This is a genomic window from Gemmatimonadota bacterium, from assembly GCA_009838645.1.
Lineage (GTDB): Bacteria > JAAXHH01 > JAAXHH01 > JAAXHH01 > JAAXHH01 > JAAXHH01.
This window is the reverse complement of sequence record VXRC01000008.1, coordinates 49,445-72,612: the sequence shown is the minus strand read 5'-3', so window position 1 is coordinate 72,612 and position 23,168 is coordinate 49,445. Positions and strand designations below refer to the sequence as shown.

The 23,168-nt window shown below is 61.3% G+C and carries 23 protein-coding genes and 2 tRNA genes; 10 read left to right on the top strand and 15 right to left on the bottom strand.

Annotation, left to right across the window (positions count from 1 at the left end; all coding sequences use genetic code 11):
- Positions 1–17 precede the first annotated feature (17 nt).
- Both F4Y38_03295 and F4Y38_03290 read left to right on the top strand, forming a co-directional pair.
- Complete coding sequence (locus tag F4Y38_03295) at positions 18–443, top strand: ankyrin repeat domain-containing protein (protein ID MXY48306.1); 426 nt, start codon at positions 18–20, stop codon at positions 441–443.
- A gap of 25 nt (positions 444–468) precedes the next feature.
- Positions 469–1,413, top strand: coding sequence for a D-2-hydroxyacid dehydrogenase (locus F4Y38_03290; GenBank protein MXY48305.1), 945 nt, complete (start codon positions 469–471; stop codon positions 1,411–1,413).
- Between the two features lie 74 nt (positions 1,414–1,487).
- On the opposite strand, the gene F4Y38_03285 is transcribed toward F4Y38_03290, so the two are convergent.
- Genes F4Y38_03285 through F4Y38_03275 form a run of 3 tightly spaced genes read right to left on the bottom strand, consistent with a single transcriptional unit; the run spans position 1,488 to position 4,254 of the window.
- Positions 1,488–2,573, bottom strand: a complete 1,086-nt coding sequence (locus tag F4Y38_03285; GenBank protein MXY48304.1) for a DUF3500 domain-containing protein — start codon at positions 2,571–2,573, stop codon at positions 1,488–1,490.
- A gap of 45 nt (positions 2,574–2,618) precedes the next feature.
- Positions 2,619–3,686: an amidohydrolase gene (locus tag F4Y38_03280; GenBank protein ID MXY48303.1), complete on the bottom strand. Its 1,068-nt coding sequence runs from the start codon at positions 3,684–3,686 to the stop codon at positions 2,619–2,621.
- Entirely contained in the window at positions 3,532–4,254 is a 723-nt protein-coding gene (locus tag F4Y38_03275; protein MXY48302.1) for a phytanoyl-CoA dioxygenase family protein, read from the bottom strand. The genes F4Y38_03280 and F4Y38_03275 overlap by 155 nt, the downstream gene beginning before the upstream one ends.
- A gap of 221 nt (positions 4,255–4,475) precedes the next feature.
- On the opposite strand from F4Y38_03275, the gene F4Y38_03270 reads away from it, so the two are divergent.
- The gene (locus F4Y38_03270; GenBank protein MXY48301.1) at positions 4,476–5,105 is read left to right on the top strand and encodes a dTDP-4-keto-6-deoxy-D-glucose epimerase; all 630 of its coding nucleotides are present in this window, start codon (positions 4,476–4,478) and stop codon (positions 5,103–5,105) included.
- Positions 5,106–5,159: 54 nt separating this feature from the next.
- Positions 5,160–5,633 (top strand): hypothetical protein, encoded by a 474-nt coding sequence (locus F4Y38_03265; GenBank protein ID MXY48300.1) that lies wholly within the window; start codon positions 5,160–5,162, stop codon positions 5,631–5,633.
- A gap of 7 nt (positions 5,634–5,640) precedes the next feature.
- On the opposite strand, the gene F4Y38_03260 is transcribed toward F4Y38_03265, so the two are convergent.
- The 9 genes from F4Y38_03260 to F4Y38_03220 all read right to left on the bottom strand — a co-directional run bounded on the left by F4Y38_03260 (position 5,641) and on the right by F4Y38_03220 (position 14,976).
- The gene (locus tag F4Y38_03260) at positions 5,641–6,441 is read right to left on the bottom strand and encodes a TIM barrel protein (protein MXY48299.1); all 801 of its coding nucleotides are present in this window, start codon (positions 6,439–6,441) and stop codon (positions 5,641–5,643) included.
- Positions 6,442–6,552: 111 nt separating this feature from the next.
- Positions 6,553–8,442: a 3D-(3,5/4)-trihydroxycyclohexane-1,2-dione acylhydrolase (decyclizing) gene (iolD, locus tag F4Y38_03255; GenBank protein MXY48298.1), complete on the bottom strand. Its 1,890-nt coding sequence runs from the start codon at positions 8,440–8,442 to the stop codon at positions 6,553–6,555.
- Between the two features lie 110 nt (positions 8,443–8,552).
- Positions 8,553–9,716, bottom strand: a complete 1,164-nt coding sequence (locus F4Y38_03250) for a Gfo/Idh/MocA family oxidoreductase (protein ID MXY48297.1) — start codon at positions 9,714–9,716, stop codon at positions 8,553–8,555.
- 97 nt (positions 9,717–9,813) lie between these two features.
- Entirely contained in the window at positions 9,814–11,046 is a 1,233-nt protein-coding gene (locus tag F4Y38_03245; GenBank protein MXY48296.1) for a divalent metal cation transporter, read from the bottom strand.
- Positions 11,047–11,059: 13 nt separating this feature from the next.
- On the bottom strand, positions 11,060–11,992 hold the full coding sequence (locus F4Y38_03240) for a sugar phosphate isomerase/epimerase (protein ID MXY48295.1): 933 nt from the start codon (positions 11,990–11,992) through the stop codon (positions 11,060–11,062).
- Positions 11,989–13,074, bottom strand: a complete 1,086-nt coding sequence (locus F4Y38_03235; GenBank protein ID MXY48294.1) for a Gfo/Idh/MocA family oxidoreductase — start codon at positions 13,072–13,074, stop codon at positions 11,989–11,991. The genes F4Y38_03240 and F4Y38_03235 overlap by 4 nt, the downstream gene beginning before the upstream one ends.
- Before the next feature lie 81 nt (positions 13,075–13,155).
- Positions 13,156–13,229: transfer RNA gene (locus F4Y38_03230), tRNA-Arg, on the bottom strand.
- An 83-nt stretch (positions 13,230–13,312) separates the two neighbouring features.
- A complete protein-coding gene (locus F4Y38_03225) occupies positions 13,313–14,650 on the bottom strand; it encodes a hypothetical protein (GenBank protein ID MXY48293.1) in 1,338 nt (445 codons plus the stop codon).
- An 83-nt stretch (positions 14,651–14,733) separates the two neighbouring features.
- Positions 14,734–14,976, bottom strand: a complete 243-nt coding sequence (locus F4Y38_03220; GenBank protein MXY48292.1) for a hypothetical protein — start codon at positions 14,974–14,976, stop codon at positions 14,734–14,736.
- Positions 14,977–15,620: 644 nt separating this feature from the next.
- Between F4Y38_03220 and F4Y38_03215 the strand changes: the two genes are divergently transcribed.
- Complete coding sequence (locus F4Y38_03215; GenBank protein MXY48291.1) at positions 15,621–15,974, top strand: helix-turn-helix domain-containing protein; 354 nt, start codon at positions 15,621–15,623, stop codon at positions 15,972–15,974.
- Between the two features lie 14 nt (positions 15,975–15,988).
- The gene (locus F4Y38_03210; protein ID MXY48290.1) at positions 15,989–17,005 is read left to right on the top strand and encodes a hypothetical protein; all 1,017 of its coding nucleotides are present in this window, start codon (positions 15,989–15,991) and stop codon (positions 17,003–17,005) included.
- A gap of 12 nt (positions 17,006–17,017) precedes the next feature.
- Here the strand turns inward: F4Y38_03210 and F4Y38_03205 are convergent, their stop codons facing one another.
- Positions 17,018–18,178 carry a DUF4268 domain-containing protein gene (locus F4Y38_03205; protein ID MXY48289.1) on the bottom strand — a complete coding sequence of 387 codons (1,161 nt, stop codon included), beginning with the start codon at positions 18,176–18,178 and terminating at the stop codon, positions 17,018–17,020.
- 155 nt (positions 18,179–18,333) lie between these two features.
- Positions 18,334–18,407, bottom strand: a tRNA-Arg gene (locus F4Y38_03200).
- A gap of 168 nt (positions 18,408–18,575) precedes the next feature.
- Between F4Y38_03200 and F4Y38_03195 the strand changes: the two genes are divergently transcribed.
- The 4 genes from F4Y38_03195 to F4Y38_03180 are packed head-to-tail and all read left to right on the top strand — an operon-like array spanning position 18,576 to position 22,263.
- Positions 18,576–19,385: a hypothetical protein gene (locus tag F4Y38_03195; GenBank protein ID MXY48288.1), complete on the top strand. Its 810-nt coding sequence runs from the start codon at positions 18,576–18,578 to the stop codon at positions 19,383–19,385.
- A gap of 1 nt (position 19,386) precedes the next feature.
- The gene (locus tag F4Y38_03190; GenBank protein ID MXY48287.1) at positions 19,387–21,072 is read left to right on the top strand and encodes a hypothetical protein; all 1,686 of its coding nucleotides are present in this window, start codon (positions 19,387–19,389) and stop codon (positions 21,070–21,072) included.
- A 55-nt stretch (positions 21,073–21,127) separates the two neighbouring features.
- The gene (locus tag F4Y38_03185; protein ID MXY48286.1) at positions 21,128–21,400 is read left to right on the top strand and encodes a hypothetical protein; all 273 of its coding nucleotides are present in this window, start codon (positions 21,128–21,130) and stop codon (positions 21,398–21,400) included.
- Positions 21,401–21,435: 35 nt separating this feature from the next.
- Positions 21,436–22,263: a hypothetical protein gene (locus tag F4Y38_03180; protein ID MXY48285.1), complete on the top strand. Its 828-nt coding sequence runs from the start codon at positions 21,436–21,438 to the stop codon at positions 22,261–22,263.
- Between the two features lie 40 nt (positions 22,264–22,303).
- Here the strand turns inward: F4Y38_03180 and speB are convergent, their stop codons facing one another.
- Positions 22,304–23,134, bottom strand: a complete 831-nt coding sequence (speB, locus tag F4Y38_03175; GenBank protein MXY48284.1) for an agmatinase — start codon at positions 23,132–23,134, stop codon at positions 22,304–22,306.
- Positions 23,135–23,168: the final 34 nt, after the last annotated feature.

Sequence of the window (23,168 nt, the reverse complement as noted above, 5' to 3'; positions counted from 1 at the left end):
CCCCCGGCCCCGCCCGGATGACAGGCCCCTACGGGATGACCCCCCTGCACTGGGCGTCGAGGGCGGGTTCGGTGGTCAGCGCGTACGGGATGACCCCCCTGCACTGGGCGTCGAGGGCGGGTTCGCTGGAATGTCTTCGGTGGCTGCTGGACCGCGGCGCGGAGGTAGACGCGCGGAACGACGCCCATCGGACCCCCCTGCAGCTTGCCGCCGAATGCGGCCGTGCGGAGGCGGTGAAGCTGCTGGCGGCGGCCGGCGCCGACCTGGACACGCAGGATCGCAAAGGCCGTACGCCCCTGCACAGGGCGACATACGAAGGACACGCCGAGGCCGCGGAAGCACTGCTCGCCGGGGGTGCGGACCCGAACGTGCAGAACAGGAACGGCAAAACCGCCTTCGAAATCGCACGGAAGGGTGCTTCCCATCTCAAGCAACGAACCTGATTCCCGACTACCCCGAGGTGCAGCCATGAACGTCCTGCTCAGGATGAATCTGATCGAACCCCTCGTCGACGAAATCCGCCGGGTCGACGAGAAAGTACGGGTGGTAAGGGTGGATTCGGAGGAGGAGGCGCTGGCCGTCATGCCGGAGATCGAAGTGGTCTGCGGCGAGATCACCCGGGCCCTCTTCGCGCGAAGGAGAAAGCTCGCCTGGATCCAGAGCTGGGGCGCCGGCGTGGACGGACTGCTGTATCCCGAACTGGTGGAAAGCGACGTGGTGCTGTGCAGCGCGAAGGGCTTCGTGGGCGTGCACCTGGCCGACCACGCCATGGCGCTCCTGCTCGCGCTGACCCGGGGTATCCACACCGCGATCCGAAATCCGGGCTGGGACCCGCGCTGGCCCATCCGCGACGCTTCGTGGGAACTGGTGGACCGGACCATGGGCATCGTGGGACTGGGGGGAACCGGCCGAGAACTGGCCATACGGGCGTCCGCCTTCGGCATGCGCGTCGTCGCCGTGGATCCGGAGGATGTGGAAGTACCGGATGAGGTAGAGGCCTACTGGGGCATGGACCGGTTCCATGCGCTCCTGGAACAGTCGGACGTCGTGGCCGTCTGCGCGCCTCTGACGGCGGAGACGGAGGGGCTGTTCGACCGGGCCGCCTTCGCCCGCATGCCAGACCACGCGCTGTTGATCAACGTCACCAGGGGCAGGATCGTCGACGAAGCGGCCCTGCTCGAAGCGCTGGAAGGCAAACGGATCGGCGGCGCGGGCCTGGACGTGGTGCCGAAGGAGCCGCTACCCGGTGACCATCCGCTGTGGAAGATGGAAAACGTGGTGATCACGCCCCATACCGCCGGGGGCTCTCCCAACCGGGACGGCCGGTGCGTGGCCCTGTTCTGCGAAAACCTGCGCCGTTACCTGGATGGACGGCCGCTGACGAGCGTGATCGACAAGCGCAAGGGGTACTGATAACTGATGCCGCGCCAGCCGGCGCGCCGCGTGCTGGGAACCAGCAGGCCGCGTCCGTCAATCTTGCCGCCTGCTCAGTGCCGGTGCACCACCCCGTGGTCGTGCGCGGTGTGGTAGTGATGGGCGAGCAGGTCCGCGCCGAAATCGTTCGTCGGGTTGCGCCAGACCGTGTGCACGTGGTTGGCGTCGTTCTGCACGTTGTCGTATTCCACCAGGAACCGTCCGCCCTGCAGGCGGTAGTAGTGGGGTTGCCGGGCTTCCAGGCCGCCGGCCCAGGCCAGGTGGACGTCGCCCACGCCGTGCTTTCTTAACAGGTCGGATTCGATCTCGGCGACGGCGTCGGACATGCGGTGAATGTATTCTCCGATGAGGGCCTCCAGCATTTCCCGCTGCCCGTCGTTCATGCCTGCACCGGAAAGGCCGCGGGGCGTTTCTGTGTACCGCACCGCATCATAGGGCACGTCCGTCCGGGCCAGCCGGTCCGGTTTCTCCCTGTTTTCCTCTATAAACCGCTGATTCACCGTGACGATGTCCCCCGGCGGGACCGCCGCGATCAGCGCGCTGTTCCGTTGTTCCTCGTCCAGTGCTCGCACCAGTTGCCGCGCCAGGTCTTCCACGTTGCCCAGGGGCCGGAGCGAACTGACGCCGTTGAGCGCGGACGATGCCGGATTCGCCCCGAAGAAGAAGGGCGTGGGCGCGACGATCCGTCCCCCGGCGATGGTATAGTTGATGGAAACGTGATGCCCTTCGTATTTCCATCCCCAGGGATCGTGGTCCGAAGGCGTGCCGAATAGTGACACGTAGTAGTCGGTAGGATCCCGCCAGTTGCCCGATGACCAGCCCTCCCGGGCGTCCAGCGTGGCTTCCAGGCCCATGATTGTCGTCGTGGTGGCGTAACCAGTGTCGCTCAGCCCCGAGGCCACGAGCTTCAGGACCCGGCGCCGCTGTCCCCGGTCCATCTCGCCGAGCGGCAGGCCTTTTCGCTCAAGGGGCACGTAGTCCCAGAAAGTGCGGGCGTCGTCGTCCTCGAAGGGGAAGAGCGCTTTCGCCCGCTGATCAGGGGCCAGGGAGGCCGTGAAGTCGACGGCCGCTTCTCCCATCCGTTGAACCAGGCCCTGGATGTGTGCGCTGGTCAGTAAACCGTTATGATCGTCGCTCATTTTGGTCTCCGATCGGAACGTAGACGCGTACTGTTGCGATCCGTATCACTTCAGATCCGGAAAGCGCAGGAACCGCTTGGCCGTGCCGCCCATGATCGCCTCGTACTCGTGGGGCTTGATATTGGGCATGGCCTCATCGACCAGTTTCGTCAGCTTGTCGTATCCGGGTTCTTCGTAGATCCACGGGAAGTCGGTCGCCCACATGAGGCGGTCCGCGCCAAAGGACGTGAGCAGTGCCCTGTTCCATCCCTCCAGGTCCGGATAGGGGAAGGGTTCCTTGCTGAAGGCGTAATGGCCCGACAACTTCGTCGTCACGTTATCGTATTTGCAGAGGCGGATGGTGGTGTGGAAGGCGGGATTGTACGACGGCGTGTCGATCTGGGGCCGGCCCCACCGGTCGTGGCTGCCCTTTCCTTCTCCGGGGCAGATACCCATGTGGTTGAGCACCACCCGCACCTGGGGAAAAGCGTCCACCAGGTAGGCGATCAGGTGGGCGTCCGTCGCGCGGACATACATCCAGAGTACGAGGTCTTTCTCCGCCGCGTGTTTCCAGATCGGATAGGTTCGCAGGGTACGGACGTCCACACTTTCGAAGGGGTCCCTCGGACCGCCGACCAGTCCAAGGCGGAACCCTACGATGCCCGTGCCGTCCGTCAACCGGTCCATGTGCTCCTGCGGCGAGGGGAAAACCTCCTCCGGGATCAGGCCGATGCCCAGGAACCGATCGGGATAGGTCCTGAGGCAGTGCAGTACGTAAGCGTGGTGGGCCGGGGTCGCGCCGCCCATCTGGACGATCATGGCCTGGTCTATATCACTGGCGGCCATGTAGGTCATCAGCTTCTCGACCGTTTCTTCCCGGTCCGGCGGCGTGTTCCCGCCCGTTTCCCGCGGGAATTCCCGGGTGACCTTCGCAAAAACATGGCCATGGGCATCGATGCGCGGCATGGTATCTCTTGATCTAGGCCAATCCGAAAAGCCGCTGTCGGTCCGGCGTGTCCAGCGAGTTAGCAATGGATGCGAACCGGTCCTCGGCGATGCGATCCGGCGTGCGTTTTTCGTAGATGAGGATAATCGATTTACGGGGCGTTCGCGTGTCATTCTCCATGGCGACATGCCAGCCGTAGGTATTGAACATGATCGCCGTGCCGGCCTTGCCGGCGAACCGCTTGTGACCGGGCATGGCCGCCAGGTTCTTCACGCGGTGATAGGGTCCCGCGTCCGGCCGGTGGCTGCCGGGCACGAAGGCGAATTCGCCCCCGCCGGGTTCCACGTCGTTCACGTAGACCTGTACCTTGATGTGAAGCGGGTGGCTGTGCGGAACGTCGGGATGCCAACCCGTGTAGCTCGTGGGCCAGAGCGGGGCGGTCCTGACCTGCTCGCCGATCACGATTACGTCGTCCCCCGCGAACGCCTTCACGTACTGGAAGTACCGGGGCTGATCGAGAATGTCGATGAACACATCGTCTTTCTCGAGGGTGTTCGGTATATCGTAGAAAGTCGCCGCGGCTTCGCCACGGGCAATCCGGTCGAGCCATTCCTCCTTGCAGGCGGCGGCCCAGAGGTCGAAGGCGTTCTGGAGGCGGTCCAGCATCTCTCCCCGGATCGCGTCCTCGAAGACGAGATAACCCTCTTCCTCCCACTGTTTCCATTCCGCCGGGGTGGGGCCGGATTCCATAGTCATTCGGGGCTTCTTTCTTCTCGTTTCAGATGGTGGCGCGGGTATAGACCGGAATCAACAGTAACGGTTCGGCGCTGTCAAGCGCGACGGTTCGACATTGTCAAGCGGTACTGTTCGACGGCGCCGAATGTGGCGCCGGGCTCCGCGGGATTTCCTGCTTGCCCCGATCTTCCTCACCGGCCTATCTTCAGCGTGCGTACGACCGCTCGTGAAAGGAGAGACGCATGAAGATCGAAGCCGTGGAATCCCTCGCGATCCCCGAGCTGAAAGTGATTCGCTTCGGCCGCTTCAGGGATGACCGTGGGTACTTCACCGAATCCTACCGGCTGGGGGACCTTACGCGCAACCCGGAGACCGCGTTTCTTCGTGATGTCCGGTTTCTGCAGATCAACGAGAGTTTCTCTCGCGCCGGCGTCGTCCGAGGCCTCCATTTCCAGTGGAACCCCCACATGGGAAAGCTGGTCCGCGCCGTCAGGGGCCGTGTCGTGGATCTGGCGCTGGATATCCGGCTGGGGTCGCCCACGCTGGGCAGGATCGTGGCCCGGGACATCTCGGCGGATCCCGACGCGGACCACGCCGAGTGGATCTGGGTGCCGCCGGGATTCGCCCACGGCTTCTTCTGCCCGACCGACTGCATTCTGGAGTACCTGTGCAGCGGGGAGTACAGCCCCGGCGACGAGGCCGGCATCTCGCCAATGGCTCACGATCTGGACTGGTCGCTTTGCGATCGCGCGTTGAAGCGCGCCTTCGACGAGATGATCCCTGGAGATGCCATCCTGTCCGAAAAGGACCGGGACGCGTATTCCATGAGCGGCTGGCTTGCGGATGAAAGGTCCTCTAACTTTACGTACTGAACGCGCAGCAAAACCGCATCGTAGTTCACACTTTATAGAATGGGAGAAACGTAAATGACATCGGATCAACCGTCGCTATGGTCGGACATCCGCGGACTCGTGATCTTGGGCTGGATCGTCGCGGCGACGCGCCTGCTGCTGGATTTCGTCGCGCCGGAACAGTCCATGTTCATCGGCGTCTACTTCCTGATGCCGCTCGCGTATCTTTACTATGGCCTGAAGGGCAAGTGGGACCATCTGCCCTGGAAGCGAACCGCCGGTGCGTTGCTGGTGGTGGTCCTGCTGGTCTGGTTCGTTCCGAACTGGATTTCCTACTCAACCGCCGCCCTGGTCGGACTGGATCACGGCCGGTTCTCACCGGAAGCCTACCAGACGGTGATCGAGCGAGATACCCCGGTCAAGATCATCCTGAACGCGGGGATCGTTTCGGCGGCGACTTTTGCGGCGGGATCGGTCTGGAGCGTCTCGTTGGGCACACTGTTCATCTGGCTGCCCGGGGCGATGCGCCGGCGGCAGGCTCGAACCTGACGCGTCCCTAGAACCCGATTTCCCGCAGGTACGCCAACGTCCGCTTCGCGATAGGGTAAGGTCTGTCGAAAGGCGCCGGATACATGTCCTGTTCCACGATGGCGTAACCGTCGTAGTCGATACGCTTCAGCGACTCAAGCAATGCCGGAAAGTCGACCAGGCCCGCCGAAGGCTCGCAGAACATGTCCATGGCCACGGCGTCGGCGAAGGGGATGTTTTCGGCTTCCACCTTCCGTTGTTTCTCCGGATCCACGCTCTTGAGATGGAGATAGGGGATCCGGTCGCGGTGTTCCTCGAGAAAGGCTACCGGATCTCCGCCGCGGTAGGCGTGGTGGCCCACGTCGAAACAAAGCGACACCCGCCCCGGGTCGGTATCTTCCAGGAAACGCTCGATCTGTTCCTCGTATTCCACGTGGGTCTCCGCGTGCGGGTGGAACACGAGATGCAGTCCGAATGCGTTGCGGGCGAGATCGGCCACGCGGTGGGTCGTATCGACCAGCCGCCGCCAGTGCTCGTCGTCCAGGGTCCGGGGCTCGATCAATTCGCCGGTGAACAGGTCGGAGTAGGTCCCGTCGATCAGGACGAGAAAGCCGGCTCCGGTGGCGGCCAGCAGTTCTCCCGCGCCCACCACCTGCTGCTCTAGTTCGGCCCAGCGGTCCGGATCCTCGAGGTTCCCCATGGCGAAGGCACTGGTCACCTTAAGGTTCCGCGCCGCCAGTTCCCGCTGCAGCCGGTCGATCTCCGTGGGCAGATAACCATAGGGCCCCAGTTCGATCCACGTGTAGCCGGCTTCGGCCACCTCGTCCATGAACCGCTGCCACGGGGTCTGCCGTGGGTCGTCAGGAAACCAGACGCCCCACGAATCCGGCGCGCTGCCGATACGGATGTGCACGGAATCCTCCAGTTAGTTGTGAAACCGCTAGTAGTGAAACCGCTGGCTCGTGCGCCGTTCGGCCTCGTATCCCTCGCGCAGCTTCCGCGTCATGGGATCGTTGGTCGCCTCGGCGGACGCGATGTCCCACCACACGTCGGATGGCGGCAGGTAGCGGTGTTTCTCGGTCTCGCACACGATCACGCAGGCCCGCGTCTCCGAACGGGCTTCCCTGAGCGCCTGTCGCAACTCGTCCGGCGACTTCACGTGCCACGCCCGCGCGCCGAAACTCTCGGCGTTGGCGGCGAAATCGATCTCCAGGTACTCGCCTTCGAGACGGTTCGAACCGGCGTCCCGTCCACGGAATTCGTTGCCGAACGACCGGCCCGCCCGGCCCATCTGCAGGGCCCGGATGATCTGGTAACCGTGGTTCTCCGAGATGACGACGGTCACCTTGAGGCCCTCCTGCATGGCGGTCATGAGTTCGGTGGGATTCATCAGGTAGGTCCCGTCGCCAATGTAGACGTAGATCTCGTCGTGCTTCCCGGCCATGCGGGTGCCCAGCCCGGCCGGAAGTTCCCACCCCATGCACGAATAGCCGAATTCCAGGTAGCAGGCCGCGCCGCCCGTCACGTCCCACAGCCGGTGCAGGTCGCCCGGTGGGCTGCCGGCGGCGGCAATGACGCAGTCGCCTTCCCGGGCTTCGCCGTTCAGGGTCTGGATGAGTCGGGCCTGACTCATGGCCTCGCCGGGATGATCGACGTACACTTCTTCATTCAGCGACTTACGGTAGGCGTCCATGTGGCGGCCAATTTCCGCTTTGTAGGTCCCGTCGGCCCGGATGCCGGCCTCCCGTGCGGCTTCGGCCAGGGCGGTCAGCGCTTCCCGGGCGTCGGCCGTGACCGGCAGGGCGCCCTGCTTGTAGGCGTCGTGTCCGGCCACGTTGATGCCGATGAACCGGACGTCGGGATTCGTAAAGGCCGACTGCGAGCCCGTGGAGAAATCGGTCAGCCGCGTCCCCACGGCGATGACCAGGTCGGCCTCGGCGGCGATTTTCGCGCCCGCCGGCGTGCCGGTCACGCCGAACCCGCCGATCACCCAGTCCGATGACTCGCGCATGGCGCCCTTGCCGCCGAAGGTCTCTCCCACGGGGATGCCGCAGGACTCTGCGAAGGCCGCGAGGGCGTCCCAGGCTTCCGAGTAGTGGACGCCGCCACCGGCGATGATCATCGGCTGCTTCGCCCCTTTGAGCATCTCGATCGCCTCCGCGATGCGCGCTCTCGTCGGCGGCCTGCGCTCCACGCGCCAGACCCGTTTCTCGAAGAAGTGGGCCGGGTAGTCGTAGGCGTGGGCCTGCACGTCCTGGGGCATCGAGATCGTCACCGTGCCCGTATCCGCCGGATCGGTGAGCACGCGCATGGCTTCCGGCAGGGCGGTCAGCAGTTGTTCGGGCCGGTTGACCCGGTCGAAGAAACGACTGACCGGGCGGAAGCAGTCGTTGACGCTCACCTCGGCGGACACCGGGTGCTCGAGTTCCTGCAGCACCGGGCCCTGGTACCGGGTGGCGTAGTAGTCGGACGGCAGCAGGAGCACGGGCAGGCGGTTGATCGTGGCCGTGGCCGCGCCGGACAGCATGTTGGTCGAACCCGGTCCGATCGACGCCGTGCACGCGATAGTGGCCATGCGGTGGTTCACCTTGGCGTAACCCGAGGCGGTGTGCACCATGGACTGCTCGTTGCAGGGCTGGTGGTAGGTCAGGTCCTGTCCGTATTCGAAAAGGGCCTGGCCCAGCCCGGCCACGTTCCCATGACCGAATATGCCGAATATGGCGGGGATGAAGCGACGCTCCACACCGTCGCGCTCGCTGTACTGCACGGACAGGTATTTGACCACCGCCTGCGCCGTGGTCAGGCGGACCTTATCGTGGGGATATGCCATGATCTGCTCCTTCGTTTAGATACCTGATCCCGGTCGATTCGGGCGGTGCCGGCCGGCCGCGATCGATCAGTCCGTGGCCGTCACCGGGTTATTGGCCGTCGCCGAGTTGTTCAGTCGCTTTCCTGCACCGATTCCCATCGGTCGGACGACCAGGAGCGCTCCACCGCGGCCAGCACCTCGGCCACGGCCCGCGCTTCATTGAAGCCGGGTTCGCCCTGTCTGCCCGCCGCGATGGACTGCAGGAAGTGAAAAGTCTCGATCGCCTTGAGGTCGTCGTATCCGAGTCCCACGGCCGGCCCGGGGTTGAAGTGGACATGCCCCGGATAGGCCGGACCGCTCTGCAGGGTGACGAACCCGTCGTGCGGTCCGTCGACCGCGTACAACTGCAATTCGTTCATGCGTTCGAAGTCCCACCGGATTGCGCCCTTGGTGCCGTGAATCTCGAAGGCCATCTGGCATTTCGTCCCCTGGATCACGCGGTCGACTTCGAAGGAACCCCGGGCGCCGCGCTCGAACTCCACCAGCGCCCCGGCGTAGTCTTCATTCGTCACGGGTTCGCGTTGCCCGCCGGTCCCAACGGAAAAGTGCGTGCCGTCGCCGGCCGGCGCGACGGGCCGGTCTTCGATGATCAGCGCCTGCTGCCCGACTACGCGCCTGATGGGTCCCGCGAGCATGTGGGCCATGTCGACTACATGGGACATGAGGTCGCCCAGGGCGCCGCTTCCGGCATCCTCACTTCGAAAGCGCCACGAGAGCACGCCGTCGGGGTGACTCGCGTAGCCTGCTAAAAAGCGGCCGCGATAGTGGGTGATGTCGCCCAGCGTGCCATCGGCGACAAGCGTTCGCGTATGCTGCACCAGCGGCGCCCACCGGTAGTTGTAACCCACCCAGGTCAGCACGCCGGCTTCGGTGGCCGCCCGGGCGATTTCGGCCGTTTCCGCGGGAGAGCGCCCCACGGGTTTCTCGCAGAATACATGCTTGCCCGCCTTCGCCGCGGCACGGACCATGTCCAGGTGTAGATGATTCGGCACGGTGATGTTGACCACGGACACTTCGGGGTCGTCCATCACTTCGCGCCAGTCCGTCGTGGTCCTGGTAAATCCCAGCATGTTCCGGGCTTGCTCGCACCGCGCAGTCACGTCGTCCGCGCAGACGACCAGATCCGGTACCAGCCCGCTTTCAGGAAAGCGCTGCCGGACCTGGTGGTAGGCCCGGCCGTGGACCATGCCCATCCACCCCATACCGATAATGCCGATGCCGATCGGCGAGGCCATTTCAGTCGCTCCGATTTACAAATCGTATTGATCGCCGGGGCCAGCCGCGTAATCGTCGGATCAGCTGCACAGTCGCCTGACCGACCGAATGTCAGGGTCAACCCAGCGCGTCGATCAACTGAATGACGCCGAGATACAGGAAGAGGACCAGCGCGAGGACCAGAAGTACGTTCAACAACCACCCCGTCTTCAGGTTTCCGACCCAATCCCGTTTCGAGTTCATGTACAGCAGGGTGCCGGCCAGGAACGGCATGAAGAAGGCGCCGACCACCGTGTAGATGATGACGATGGATACCGGCCGGTCGAATAGCAGCAGGGCCATGGTCGGAAAGGTCAGGAACAGCAGGAACCCGCGGTAGTACCGTGAGTCGGTCCGGACCATGGCCGCGCGGTCCTCGCTGGAAGCTCTTTTGAACAGCGCCATGAAGTCGGCGAACAGGTAGGGTATCCCCTGCCAGACGCCCAGCACTGAGGTGATGACCGCGGCCCAGAAACCCAGGTAGAGGGACCACCGCCCGAAGGGGCCCAGCGCCGTTTCCAGCCGGTCCGCCATGCCCAGGACGATATCGATGCCCACGGCCTCGGGACGGATCTGCGCGCCGAGGATCATGACGGCTACGCCGAAGAATCCCGTCAGGAGATAGGCGCCGCCTAGATCGATCCGAATGCCCCTGAGCCATTCGCCGCCTTCGCGCCCGGCTTCCCGGATCCAGTACCCGTAGCACATGACCGACAGGCTGCCGCCCACGCCTCCCAGGACGCTCAGCACGGCGACCACCGAACCCGACGGCGCAGTCGGCAGGGCGATGCCGCGCAGGATGTCGCCGATGTCGGGGCGAAGGGCCCAGGCGCTGATCAGGAAGCTCACGAACATCAGGCCGACGAGCACTTTCATGACGGTCAGGAAGAACCCGAAACGGCCTGCCCAGACCATGACGCACGCGGCCAGGGCGTGTATAATTCCCCACTGCGCGACCGAGAGGCCTGGGAAAACCGTGTGGCCGGCGATGCCGGAGGCCGAAAGCAACCCGCCGCCGACCAGGAAGGACCAGATGAGGAGATAGAGCAGGAAGAAATACTGAACGGGTCTGCCGAGGCGCTCCACCCAGCCTTCCAGGAGCGTGGTGCCCGTCGCTAGCTGCCAGCGTCCGACCCCTTCGTTCAGGGCGAACTTGAGCACAGCGCCCCAGACGAGGGCCCACAGCAGCACCGTACCGAAATTCGCGCCGGCATTGGTGGCCGAAATCATGTCCCCGGCGCCGACGCCCGTGGCCGCAACGGCGATCCCCGGTCCCATCAGGGCGATCATCTGGAAGAAGTTCAGTTTCAAGTCGTTTCCGGTATCAGATTTCGTCCCGCATCATTTCGTCGAGGTATCGCTTGCCGGACAGGATCGCGTTGAAGGGATCGGCGCCCGTGGCCAGTTCGATGCTGATGTACCCGTCGAAGCCGCCGTCCCGCATGATCCGAAGCGCCCGCCGATAGTCGATCATGCCCTCGCCCAGGGGCGCGTTGATGTGCTGGGCGCGGTCTTCTTCCTGGAAGTAGATCCGCTGGATATTCTTGACGTGCCAGAAGTTGGTGTGGGGCGCGAGCATGCGGCACACGTCGTCCCAGCCGCCTTCGGGCGTCGCGTAGGCGAAGTAGAAATTGCCGAGATCCGGGTTCGCCTTGATCAGGGGATGGCCGACCAGGTCGATCAGCCGCAGCATGCCCTCCGGGGTGTCCACAATGCTGTTCTGGTGGAGTTCCAGGGTCAGTTCGGTGCCCTCCGGATCGGCCTCCCGCGCCAGTGACCGCAGCACGCCGGCAGCCTCTTCGTAGTCCTCGTCCCGCGCCCGCATGCTGCTGCCCACCGGGTCGGACTGCCCCCTGAGATCCTGCTCGCGCACGCCCACTTCCCAGGGCTGCGGAGAGATGGACATGTTGACCAGCGGTGCCCCCGCGAGCTGGGCCGCTTTCACCGCACGGGACAGCAATCCCCGGTTCGTCGCCCTGACCTCCTCGGGCGCCGGCCAGGTGATGATTTTCCGCAGCACGGTCAGCCCGCCGATTTCGAGTCCGTGCCCCCGCGCCTCCTCACCCAGCTCGACGAGCGCTTCGTCCGGTGCGTCGTAGAAATTGAACCAGGTCTCGCCCAGGTCGATCCCGTCGAATCCGTGGCGGACGAGCCAGTCCCACACCGGCTTTCGCTCTTCGGCCAGAGGATAACCCCGTTCCGCGGCTTCGGGTGAACGATAGCCACTCAGCGTGAGGGTACAGAATACAATCTTCATGATGGGTTGGCCCGCAGGTAGGCGTGTACGATGTCGCGGCAAAGGGCGTGGTCCTGCCGCGCGCCGTATCCGTCGGTGATGGGTGGTTTACCGTTCACGACGCAATCGTGGAAGTGGATCAGCTCCAGCTTGAAGGCGTTCTGCTTGTTGACCACGAGTTCCTTTTTCCAGGGCTGTTCGCCGTCCATGCCCATCACCGTGACCGGCGACGGCAGTCCCCGGTCGAACCCCGTGGGAAAACGGATACCCACGCGCCGTCCCGCGCCGAAGACTTCCAGGGTCTCCCGGAAATCGTGGAGTTCGGGCAGGCTGGTCCAGGTCGCCACGCACCGCGCGTCGTTCTCGTAGGCCAGCACGGTCGTCACGCTCGATCCGCCGCGCCAGACTTCGGCGCTGACCACCCGGTCCGGCGGACCGAAGAGGCCCCGCAGGCTGCTGATGTCGTGGATCATGCTGCCGGAAAGGGAGAAAAAGATCCTTCGCGCGGCCTCCGGCACGTCGCCGATGGCGTCCCGGACGGCGCGCTCCCGGAGGGCGGCCGTGCGCTCCATCACCTCGCCCGGTATGTCGTCGAAGGCGTACAGCGTATACTCACTCAGGTGGCGGTCGTTGCCGCAGTGGAGGTGGTTGGCCTGAATGAAGCGGACATCGGGCATGGCAAGCACCTCGTCCCGGGCGAATCGGTACCCCGGATCGTGCTGCTTCATGTACCCCACCATCAGCGTCCTGCCCGAAGCTTCGGCGGCCCCGATGATCCGGTCCGCTTCCCGCACCGAATAGCACATGGGTTTCTCAATGAATACGTGCCTGCCCGCTTCCAGCGCGGCGACGGCCGCTTCGGTCTTGGGGTCGGCGAAGCAGAGCAGCACGGCGTCCAGGTCCAGCACCAGGAGGTCCTCGTACCGGATGACGCGGCTGCGCTCGGGCACGTGGTAGAGTTCGCCGATGAAGTCGACGAGTTTCGCGGACGCGTCACAGAGCCCGGCCAGTTCGTAGCGGTCACGGAGTTCCGCGATATGGGGCAGATGCTGAATCTGGGCGATCGCGCCGCAGCCGACCACGCCGATCCTGATGCGGTCCATGAATAGGCCTTTCCGGCAATCGATGCCCTGGGTTCGTTGCCCTGGGTTCGAAACTACAGATGGGGAAGTCGAAGAAGAGAATACGCCCGGAGGGATTCGAACCCCCGACCTACTGATCCGAAGTCAGTTGCTCTATCCAGCTGAGCTACGGACGCACGGGGAACCCATTGAGGCCAGCATCCGATATACGCATTGAACGGATTGATGTCAACGAAATCAGGCGTCCTCAAACCCGATGCTATGTTAAGTTCAACCTCTCACGAAGCGTTTCGTCAATCATGTCGGAAAACACGCGTTCGAACCGTTTACAGGTTTCCGTGGACGCCAGGCAACGTATCGGGATCGTAGGTCGACCCCTGAGTCGCTGGTCTAGATCTACGCCCGGGATCTGGTTGATCTCGTTCCAGATTCGCTTACGTGCCTCAAATCGATCGAAGGGCGACTTCATGAATTGAAACTGTACGCATACGTTGCCGTCGGTTGTAAGGCTGAATGTCCATTGCACGTCGTCCGGATAATCCAGGTCAAGCTGGAACCACATCTGCGGGTTTCTCACGCGGGACGAGATATCGAATCGGTCGTAGGTTGCAAACCTGCGTTCACCTCGTCTCAATGTCTCGTGTTTTCGAAGTGCCCAGTTGATCAATTCTTCTGCGATGCGGGCACATTCCGGACCGGAACGAGCCGCCAATACTTCGACGAAGGAATCGGGATCGACGATTCGGGGACGCTCATCGGGAACGACGTTGAAATCCGCGACGATCGGGGCATGGTCGCTCAACTTGCCGAATACCTCGTGGTCGAGCCGGATTCGCGTGCAGTGATTTGCCAGATCCGGGGTTGCGTATAACCAGTCGAGCTGCGTCCCCTGGTTGCCTCCCCATGTATAGGTATGAAGATGGAAACATTCCTCTTCGGCACAAAGACATCCTGGGATGGATGGAGGACGGTTAGAAGCAACTTTGGCGAGATTCACCAGGCCGAGGGATTCGACTGCATTCAGTATGGCCCGCCACCTGGGAAGTACGGTTGCGTCACCGCGAATTGCATCCGTAACATTGAAGTCTCCCCCGAGGACGACGCGCTTGCCATCGCTCGAGTCGAAAAGGGGAATCAGATCGGCCACGATACGGAACATCGTCGTTTGCGCATAGACGTTAATGGCGCCGTACACGCTAATACATGTGATAGGTCCTATGCCCGGAAAGTCCACCCGGGCAACGATCACGGTCCCCGGGTTGGAACCCAACATGCTAAATCTTCTAGAACTATACCTTGAACGTACGGCATCGATTTCCTCCAATTCGAGGTCCTCGGCATCGGAGAACGCCACGACTGCAGAACCCCACGGTCGGCTTCCGGCGAGTTCCCTGTGCACATAACGCGTACGCGGCAGCCCTGTCGGAACTCCGCTTTCCTGGAGCAGCATGATATCCGCACCGGCCTTCGAATCAAGGTATACCCAGGCGTCTCTACGTTGCTGCACAGTCCGCTTCCAATGGTCCATGTTCCAGGTGCCAATGGAAACTGTTTTACCCTGTGGAGGGCCTTCAGGATTTGGATTAGGATCTGCCATGAAATGATCTGGATTGAATAGGATGACTTGAGTGGATAATTCAAAGGGAATTGGAATTATACGCTTTAGGACTTGAGAGATTGTCAACGCCTTGTGCATTTGAAAACGTGGCTCGGTTTTACCGTTCCGCCGTTCGAACCTCGAAAGTTATAAAATCTGCCTGTTCCTTCGGCATTGATCACAATGGCGTAATCATAACCGCCGTTTCCCCACCCCCAATCCCATCGGCGTTCAATGCCTTGGATTGTAAACTGCGTACTTGCGTTGATTCCGTTGAAATCCACCGTGCCGCTTGTGCCATACTGATCGACGGTCAGTGTTCCCAACTTACTCCGGCCTAAGTAGTCGAAGCATTCCCACCGTTCGGTATTTGTGTCGCGATTAGATGGATGATTCTGGGTCTCCGTACCACGTCCAGATGGACTGTCTGGTAACGGTGGAATCAATGGCCAACAACCGCCTACTGCTACGAGAAGCACAATCCCAAAGATGGTCGAACGGGCCATATTCAATCACTCCATGTTTACAACTTAAACGACAGTTGCAGGTGGTCATCCCGATGCTGGACACGTGCGGGCGTGCGGAATAGCGCTTCTATTCAACGATCTCTTGAACAGTGAGTAATTGACCGGTTCGTATGTTTCGCCCTTGTAGTGCCACAATCCAGCTTCGCTGGCCGCTACTCACATGGCTTTTGTAGGTTACTTCAGGGATATAAAACCGGCAAGGAGTGCGTCCTCATCCACAGACCGAGTATCTTCAAGGGAATTTAGTGTTCTACCAAGCTGAGCAGTTTGTCACGCAACGTACAGTTGCACTCGCCGGTATGTTTCGCTTCCGAACCAGAAGATAGGTCGCCATTAGTACGAATCCAAGGCACTATTGCGCTTCGACAGAACGCCCGAATCCATACGCTTTTTTTTTAACAAACGGTCTTGACAATCATCTAGATGTGTATTATATATAACACATGACACATTTTGGAAAACTCATCCGTTCCCGCCGCGAAGCCCTGCGGAAGAAAGACAAGCGATACTCCCTGCGCCAGGTGGCGCAGCGCATCGAGGTCGAGCCGGCCTACCTGAGCAAGATCGAGCGTGGCGATGTGGCACCGCCCTCCGAGGCCACGACGCTCAAGCTGGCACGGGACCTGGGTGAGGACCCGGACGTGCTGCTGGCCCTGGCGGGCAAGGTGTCGAGTGATCTGCAGGAGATCATCCGCAAGCGGCCGAGGTTGTTCGCGGACCTGATCCGGAAGATGAAGGAGGCGCCCGATCACGCCATTCTCAGGATCGTTCGCGAAGTGCGGGACGGTGAATGGTAACAATAAGGAGACCCATGATGATTTACCTTGAGCACGACCAACTGGAAATAGGATGCCCGGAAGTACATGATCAGGCCCGGTGTTCGATTTCGTTTCAGCGTACGCTGCGCATCCCGGACGATGGGCGGGATTACCCCTTGTCCCCGGGCCTGGGTTGTTTCCCCTTGCGCCACCTGGACGACTACGCGGATCGCCTGCCGGACGAGTGGGTCCGCAGGGGTGGCGTGATCATGCCGATGTTCCAGGCCAAGGCGATGTGGCTGAACTTCGGCGGCTTCAGTGCTTATCCGTTCGCATTGAAGATCGCGACCGGAAAGATCTGTGCGATCACTGGCGAGCACTGGATAAACCACCTGAATACCGATCCGCAGGACTACCTGGTTTTGCCCGAACAACCGTGGCTCGATGGGTACTGCGTCGATAAGGGCGTGATCCGCCAGTTCGTGGCCATGCCGCTGGGCAAGGGATACACGGTCGAGGAGCAGGTCCGCGACTCGGCTCAACACGGCGGCCTTCAGATTACGGCCTATCCCATGAAGGCGGAACGCTATGAAGCGATGCGCACCGGACGATACAGTGAGATGGACATGGCGCCGATGGCGATGCAAAGTCCCCAGGAAGAGGGCATGGGACTGGCGCCCGGCGGCCGGATGCGGCAGGAGATCTACGAGGACGACTATGGCCTGGATGCCTGGGACCAGCGGCATCCCGCCCGGTGTTTCATTACCATCGCCAATTCGGCCCAGTGGATGGCGATAACCGGTGAGCGTCCGCCCATAGAACCGCTTACGGCTCAACACTACACCGAAACCGGCCTGCCCTGGTACGATTATTACGACGCCGATCACGAGGCCGTTTCGGGCAGCGATATCCTGAAGTCGGTGAAGAGTGTGGCACAGACCGGCAAGGAGAAAGGCGAAACGGCGCTGCCGGACAATGAATCGATCCACGGAACCCAGGTCGTTTCTCTCCTGGATACCAGAAAACGCAAGGTTCGAGAGTATTCTGCCAGCGAATCGCTGGAATCGTGACGCCTGGGGTACTCAGGAGGGGACGGTTTCTTCGGCAGTCGTTATGTCGCTCCAAGATTTCATATCTCGGTTCACGCGGTCCAGCGGATCAGAGAACGCCTCCTCCAGCTTGACAATGTGCTCGCAGAGCCATTCAATCATTTCTGGCCAGTTTTCTTCGTCGAATCCATCGAATGAGTGCGGAAAACTGATACGACATGCTTTTTTGTCATTTAATCGCTGCCAATTTAGTTCTTTCCCGAACCGGCTTTCGATATCCTGCTTTTCCTGAATGAGCTGATCGAAAATTCGTTTATTCTCGTCCGCTTGCGAGCGCGTCATATAAAGATCCACGCGCGCGAGGTTTTTACCAAAGATCATGTTGTACCCGCAGCCCGCTACACCTGTAGAACTCGCTAGCCAGTGATCCCTGGACGGACTGATATTCTCATACCGTGATACGCCACGAGCGCGGAGTGCCTCCAAGGTCTTTTCCCAAAACGCGTGCCTCAACTGTTGTGTTTGCGTTAAAGTGCGCTGACTGGCTTTCTCCTCCGATTCCTTGTTGGCCATTCCAATCATGTAGTCCGCGGCCTCCGGAGTGGGGATAATCTGTTGCAGGTCGATCAGAAGCTCCTCGCCGAAGCTGTAAGGCACTACCCGGAAACACTGCGCCTCGACCCCGTGCCCGATCAGCCAGAGTACGGTCGCCGTCACCTCCTTGCGGAAATTCGCGGCGACCAGTATCAGCCGCTGCTCGTTACCCGCATTAAGCACGGTGTCGTCGAGATCCTCAACACCGAGGAATTCGCAAAGGTTTGGTATCGCACTCTCGCCGTCGACCCACCGGTTGAGATACTTCTGATAGATGTCGACGATCTCTGCCTTCTTCAAACTGGAACAATAGGCGACGTACTTGAGCGCCTGCCATACGACATCTCGGCCCGAATCATCGAGTTTATTCTCGATGACCACCACTCGGCCTTCCTTGTCGAGGGCAAGGAGATCAAGACGTTCCCTGGTGTCTTCGAAGCCGTCGAATTCCTTTTGGATGACAAGGAGATCCTCGCCTAACGCCTCCGGCGTATGCACCAACCATTCCTGGAGGTGATCGCGCTCATTCAGTTTCAGATCGCTGAAACGTCGTTCTTCAAGCTGGACGAGGTGATTGGCTGTAAGGTCTACCTTGAACATCAGCAGGTCTCCTGCGTTAGAGTGCCGGGTAGGCTGCTCCTGATTTCGGTTACCGTGGTATAACTTGCCTCAACCTAGTCGCAATGCGCCATAGGTTCGTAGTTTAATCGACATGATCCGGGGATGGCATACGACGGTTTGATGCGAGGTCGGTATACCCCAGGCAGGATTCGAACCTGCGACCCTCGGATTAGAAGTCCGATGCTCTGTCCAACTGAGCTACTGGGGCGCACCACCTTCAATATACGGGATCGGGGGTTGCTGTCAACACGAGAGTGGGGCGGCACCGGGTCGACTTTTTACGGTAGAAAACGAGATTTCAGAATCGGCTTCCGACTGTTGAGGTATGCCGCAATGAAGCGGTCACTCAACAGTTCACTTTCACATGGGAGCCATAATGAAACGTTTTCTACTGCTTTTTTTGTTACTCGCTACACCCGGTACAGCATGGAGCGCATTCGAACCGGTCTTCGCCGGTGCCAGACCCGTCGGCATGGCGGGCGCATTCGTGGCCGTCGCGGACGACGCCGAAGCGTCTTTCCTCAACCCGGGCGGTACGTCCAGGGTAGACCGGCTTGCCCTTACGAGCTACTATACGCGGCTCTTCGGCATGAAAGAACTGGCCCAGGTGGCCGTCTCCGCCGTCGCGCCGACCGGCCTCGGGCATTTCGGCCTGTTCTATCACGGATTGGGTAGCTCGTTGTACCGGGAGAGTGTCTTCGGTCTCTCCTACGGACGTTCCATCGGCCGGCGGTTCCATGCGGGACTCGCCCTGCGCCGATTGAGCCTTTCCATTAAAAACTACGATGGCGCTTCCGCCGTTGCGATGGACGCGGGTATCCTCCTGGATCTCCCCTACGAACTTCGTCTCGGCGCGATGGCCCATGCCGTAGGCCGCTTCTCGGAATCCGGCCCAGCTGCGGAAAGTCCCCGCATCATCCAGGTGGGTTTGAGCCGAACGGGAGACCGGCTGACGGTTTCCTTCCAGCTCGACCGCCACCCGCGTCATGGCTACACCACGAGAGCGGGCCAGGAGTTTCGCCTGGCCGAGTCCGTTACGATCCGGGCCGGTCTGACCACCGATCCTTCCCTGTTCTACGTCGGCCTGGGCCTGGCGAAGGGACGGGTTAAAACGGACTACGCCCTCTCATCCCACGCCCTGTTGGGTATCACGCACCGGTTTTCCCTTACCATGGAGTTTGGTTGAAATGCGTTTGTTCATGAAACTACTAGCGAGGCTGCTGGCCTCCGCATCCCTTGCGGCGATGATGTGCCCGCCTGAAGAACGGGCGGCCCAGGACCTCGACTACTCGATCGATACGCTGATCGACCGGGAAGCCGCCGACATCGATCCGGAGGACATCGCGCTGCTGGTATCGCTGCGGCGCGACCCGCTCGATATCAACCGGGCGGGCCGTACCGAGTTGGAGCAGCTTCCATGGATCACGCCCGCCCTCGCCGGCGCGATCGTGGCCTGGCGGGAAAGACACGGCCCCTTCGGCAATGTCGGGGAGCTTGCGCAAGTTCCTGGATTCACGCCTGTCCTTGTGTCCCGGATCAGTCCCTTCGTCCGCGCGGCGGAAGATCGCAGTTTCGATACCACCGGGCGCCTGCGCCTGGCGCGAAACCGCACCGACCGACCCGACGCGGCGGGAAACGGCATCCTGGGCGTGCAGGCGGATATAGGGCTGGGAAACAGGTTCAAGCTGGGAGGCCGGGGCGAACGCCGGGACCGGGGCGGGGAAACCAGGTGGCGGTCCGGATATGTGGAATTCGGCGGTTCGGCTACTTCCCGCAGGCTGATCCTCGGATACTTTGAAATGGATTTCGGCCAGGGACTGATATGGCGCAGCCATTCGATCCGGCCCTCCACGGCCAGTCTCAGCGCGTCGGTGAAACGCCGCATCCGTGGCCTGAGGCCCGTGCGGACGACCTATGCATCGGGCGCCCGGCGCGGCATGGCCATGCGGATCGATCGACGCGGCTTCAGCCTGACGGGGATCCTCTCGCGGGCCGATTCGGGCAAATGGGAACCTGGCGGCCGCCTGGGTTGGAGCCGGAACAGGGGGTTGGTCGGCATCTCTGTCCTGCAGTCGGACGGTAGCCTGCGCGTTGGTACGGACCTCGACTTCCTTTACGGCGGCACGAACCTGTTCGGTGAAATGGCCATCGACGGCGAGGGTCACCAGACCGTTCAGGGAGGCATGGTCTGGAGCTTGGAGGGGGTGGAAGGCGGGTTGACCTTCCACCGCCAGCCGGATGCAAGATTGATCGAGAAAACCGAAAGGACGTGGCAGAGCCTGCTTCTGCGCTGGCGGCCTGATCGCCGGACCACGATTCAACTGAGCGTCGAACCCCGGTTGACCTACCTGGAACTGTACCGGCGCAGCACCATTCGTTTTCGCCGCAGAATGAACGGCGGACTCATTCTCTCGGGGGTGTGGCGCCGTGAAAAAAATGAGCGGCAGGTCACCGGATCGGCCCTGCTGGATACCTGGCAGGGACAGGTGGCCTGGCGGATACCGGCCCGGGTTCAGTGGCGCGCCCGCTACGAGCGGCGCGGCCGGTACGGATTGAAGCCCGAACACGATATGCGTCTGTACATGCGTTACCGGTCCAGGGACCGAGTCAGCCTGTCCGCGCAGTGGGAATACAAACTGTCCAGGTTTCCCGCGCCGGAGGACGCGCTGGCCGGATTTACCGATCCGGAGGACACAACCTCTCTATTCAGGTCCAATCATCGGGAGCGATGGGTTGTCCTGCTGTACGGACCGATCGGTCCGGGCGTTTCGACCCTGGTTCGTTACACGCGGACCCGCCAGACCCGTTACGATCAGCTCAAGATTCCGCTTGTTGAAACACGGTGGACATTGCAGTTGAACGCCCGATGGTGATATTGTAGATTAAAATCTCAAGTGGTTGTGGGAACCCAATCAGGAGGCAAGTAAAATGTCAGAAAAACATGCCCTGGGCGATGATTTAGAAGAAGAATTCAGACAGGTGATATCGGATATCAAGGACGCCGTGCATGAAGGAAAGACCAGGTTGTTTCATGAAAGGACCACGCTTGACGAACTTTTCGTGATGGGCGAAGGCCCGCACGGCAGAATCACCAATTTCCCGGACAAGTTCAAAGATCACATAGTAGTGGCATCGGACGGTAACCGGTCCTGGCTGGTTTGGAAACAGAACTGCTCACCGTACTTTGATGACAGGCCATAAGATGCCATCTACAGACTAATCCCGCAGGAATCCAGATGAAACTGATCAGCTGGAATATCGGCCATCGAAAGGCGGCGTGGAGGTCATTGCCGGATCTGGGTGTAGATTCATCTGAACGGCAGGATATCATTGATGAAGTTGAGGAAGCATGGAAATTGTCGCCTGATACGGGTGTAGACGTTGTACTGCTCCAGGAAGGCTATGCACCGCCCAAGGAGGTGGCTGACAGGATAGAAGTGGATCCTGCGCCATATTTCAAAAAGGACTCTCAGCGTCCGGATAGCCGGGGTACAGCACGATCCAGATGCGCAATAGCTAGAGTATCCGACAAGGTCAAGGTGGAATACCTGGATGATATACATTCCAGTCATCCGGGTTGCTTGTCCGCGGCCGTCGTAACGCCTCTAGAAGGCAAGTACCAGGGCTGGCCGATTCATGTGGTGTCATTCTGCCCAAAGTATGAAGCACACCATCCAAAATCTGGAGTCAAAAGCCGTGATCTGGTAGATACATCGATACATCGCATAATATCCGACATCTCGCTCCTTATAGGCAGGAAGGACAGTTTCCGGATGATCGCGGCTGGAGATACGACGGTAATGTATGGAAGGGGTAGAAACGCTTACTGGAAGGGCCGAAACCAAGCAGTTTTTGACCGGATGTCATCAATCGGACTGCCCATGATCGGCCACCAAGGTTCCACCTACTACTATCCCGGTCAGACGCCCGCGACGGCCACCAGGCAGTTGGACTACGTTTTTGCTTCACATAGCATGAAAGATCACATCAGGACGAAAGCGTTGAACGATCCGGAAGAATGGGGTCCCAGCGATCACTGCAGGATATTAATCGAAGTGTCATGACGTCCTGAATCTCGCAAGCATGCTCTATCTCGCGGCAGGATCAACCCGCCCGCCCATCGAGGATGACGCGCCCCAGTAGTTCACAGGCCAGTTTAGCGGCGACGATCGCCGTCCCGCCGTCTCGGTCCAGCTTGGGATTGAGCTCGACCACATCGCCGCCGACCACGTAGGGCGCACGCATCGCCGCAACGACCTCGAGCACCTGCCGTACGCTCAGTCCGCCCGGCTCGGGATGGGAGACGCCCGGCGCGAAACCGGGGTCGAGCGCATCGACGTCCATCGAGATGTAGACCGGCGTATCGAACGCCAGCGCCGGAACCGGTCCCGACGAGTAGGCCGGGATCACCTCGACGTTGTGTCGCTTCGCCGCGTCGTGCTGCGCGGGGGTGAAGCTGCGTATACCGACCTGGATCAGCCGTTCGACGAGTCCGTCTTCCATGATGCGCGCCATGGGACAGGCGTGAGAATAGCGGTTGCCTTCGAAGTCGGGATACAGGTCCGGGTGCGCGTCGAAGTGCAGCAGGCTGATCCGGCCGTGCTGTGCGGCGAAAGCGCGAACCACGGGATAGGTAACCGTATGATCGCCGCCCAGGACGACGAGCCGCGGTGTTTCACCCAGTGCCCGGCTTACCCCGCGCTCGATGGCATCGATGGGTCCGCGCGTGCCCTTCTCATTTGGCACTTCGAGATCACCGTGGTCGAGCACGCTGTCGCTTGGCCACACGCGCACGCCGGTCTCGGCGTAGGGATTTCCGGACGCCGAACCAAGGGCAGCCCTTATCGCGGACGGCGCCTCGGCCGGGCCGCGTCGAAAGGTCGAGTTCGCATCGAAACCGACCCCCAGCAGGCCTACTTTCAAGCTATCCGTCATGGTGTTTGTCCCGTTCGAACTATATACCTGGTTG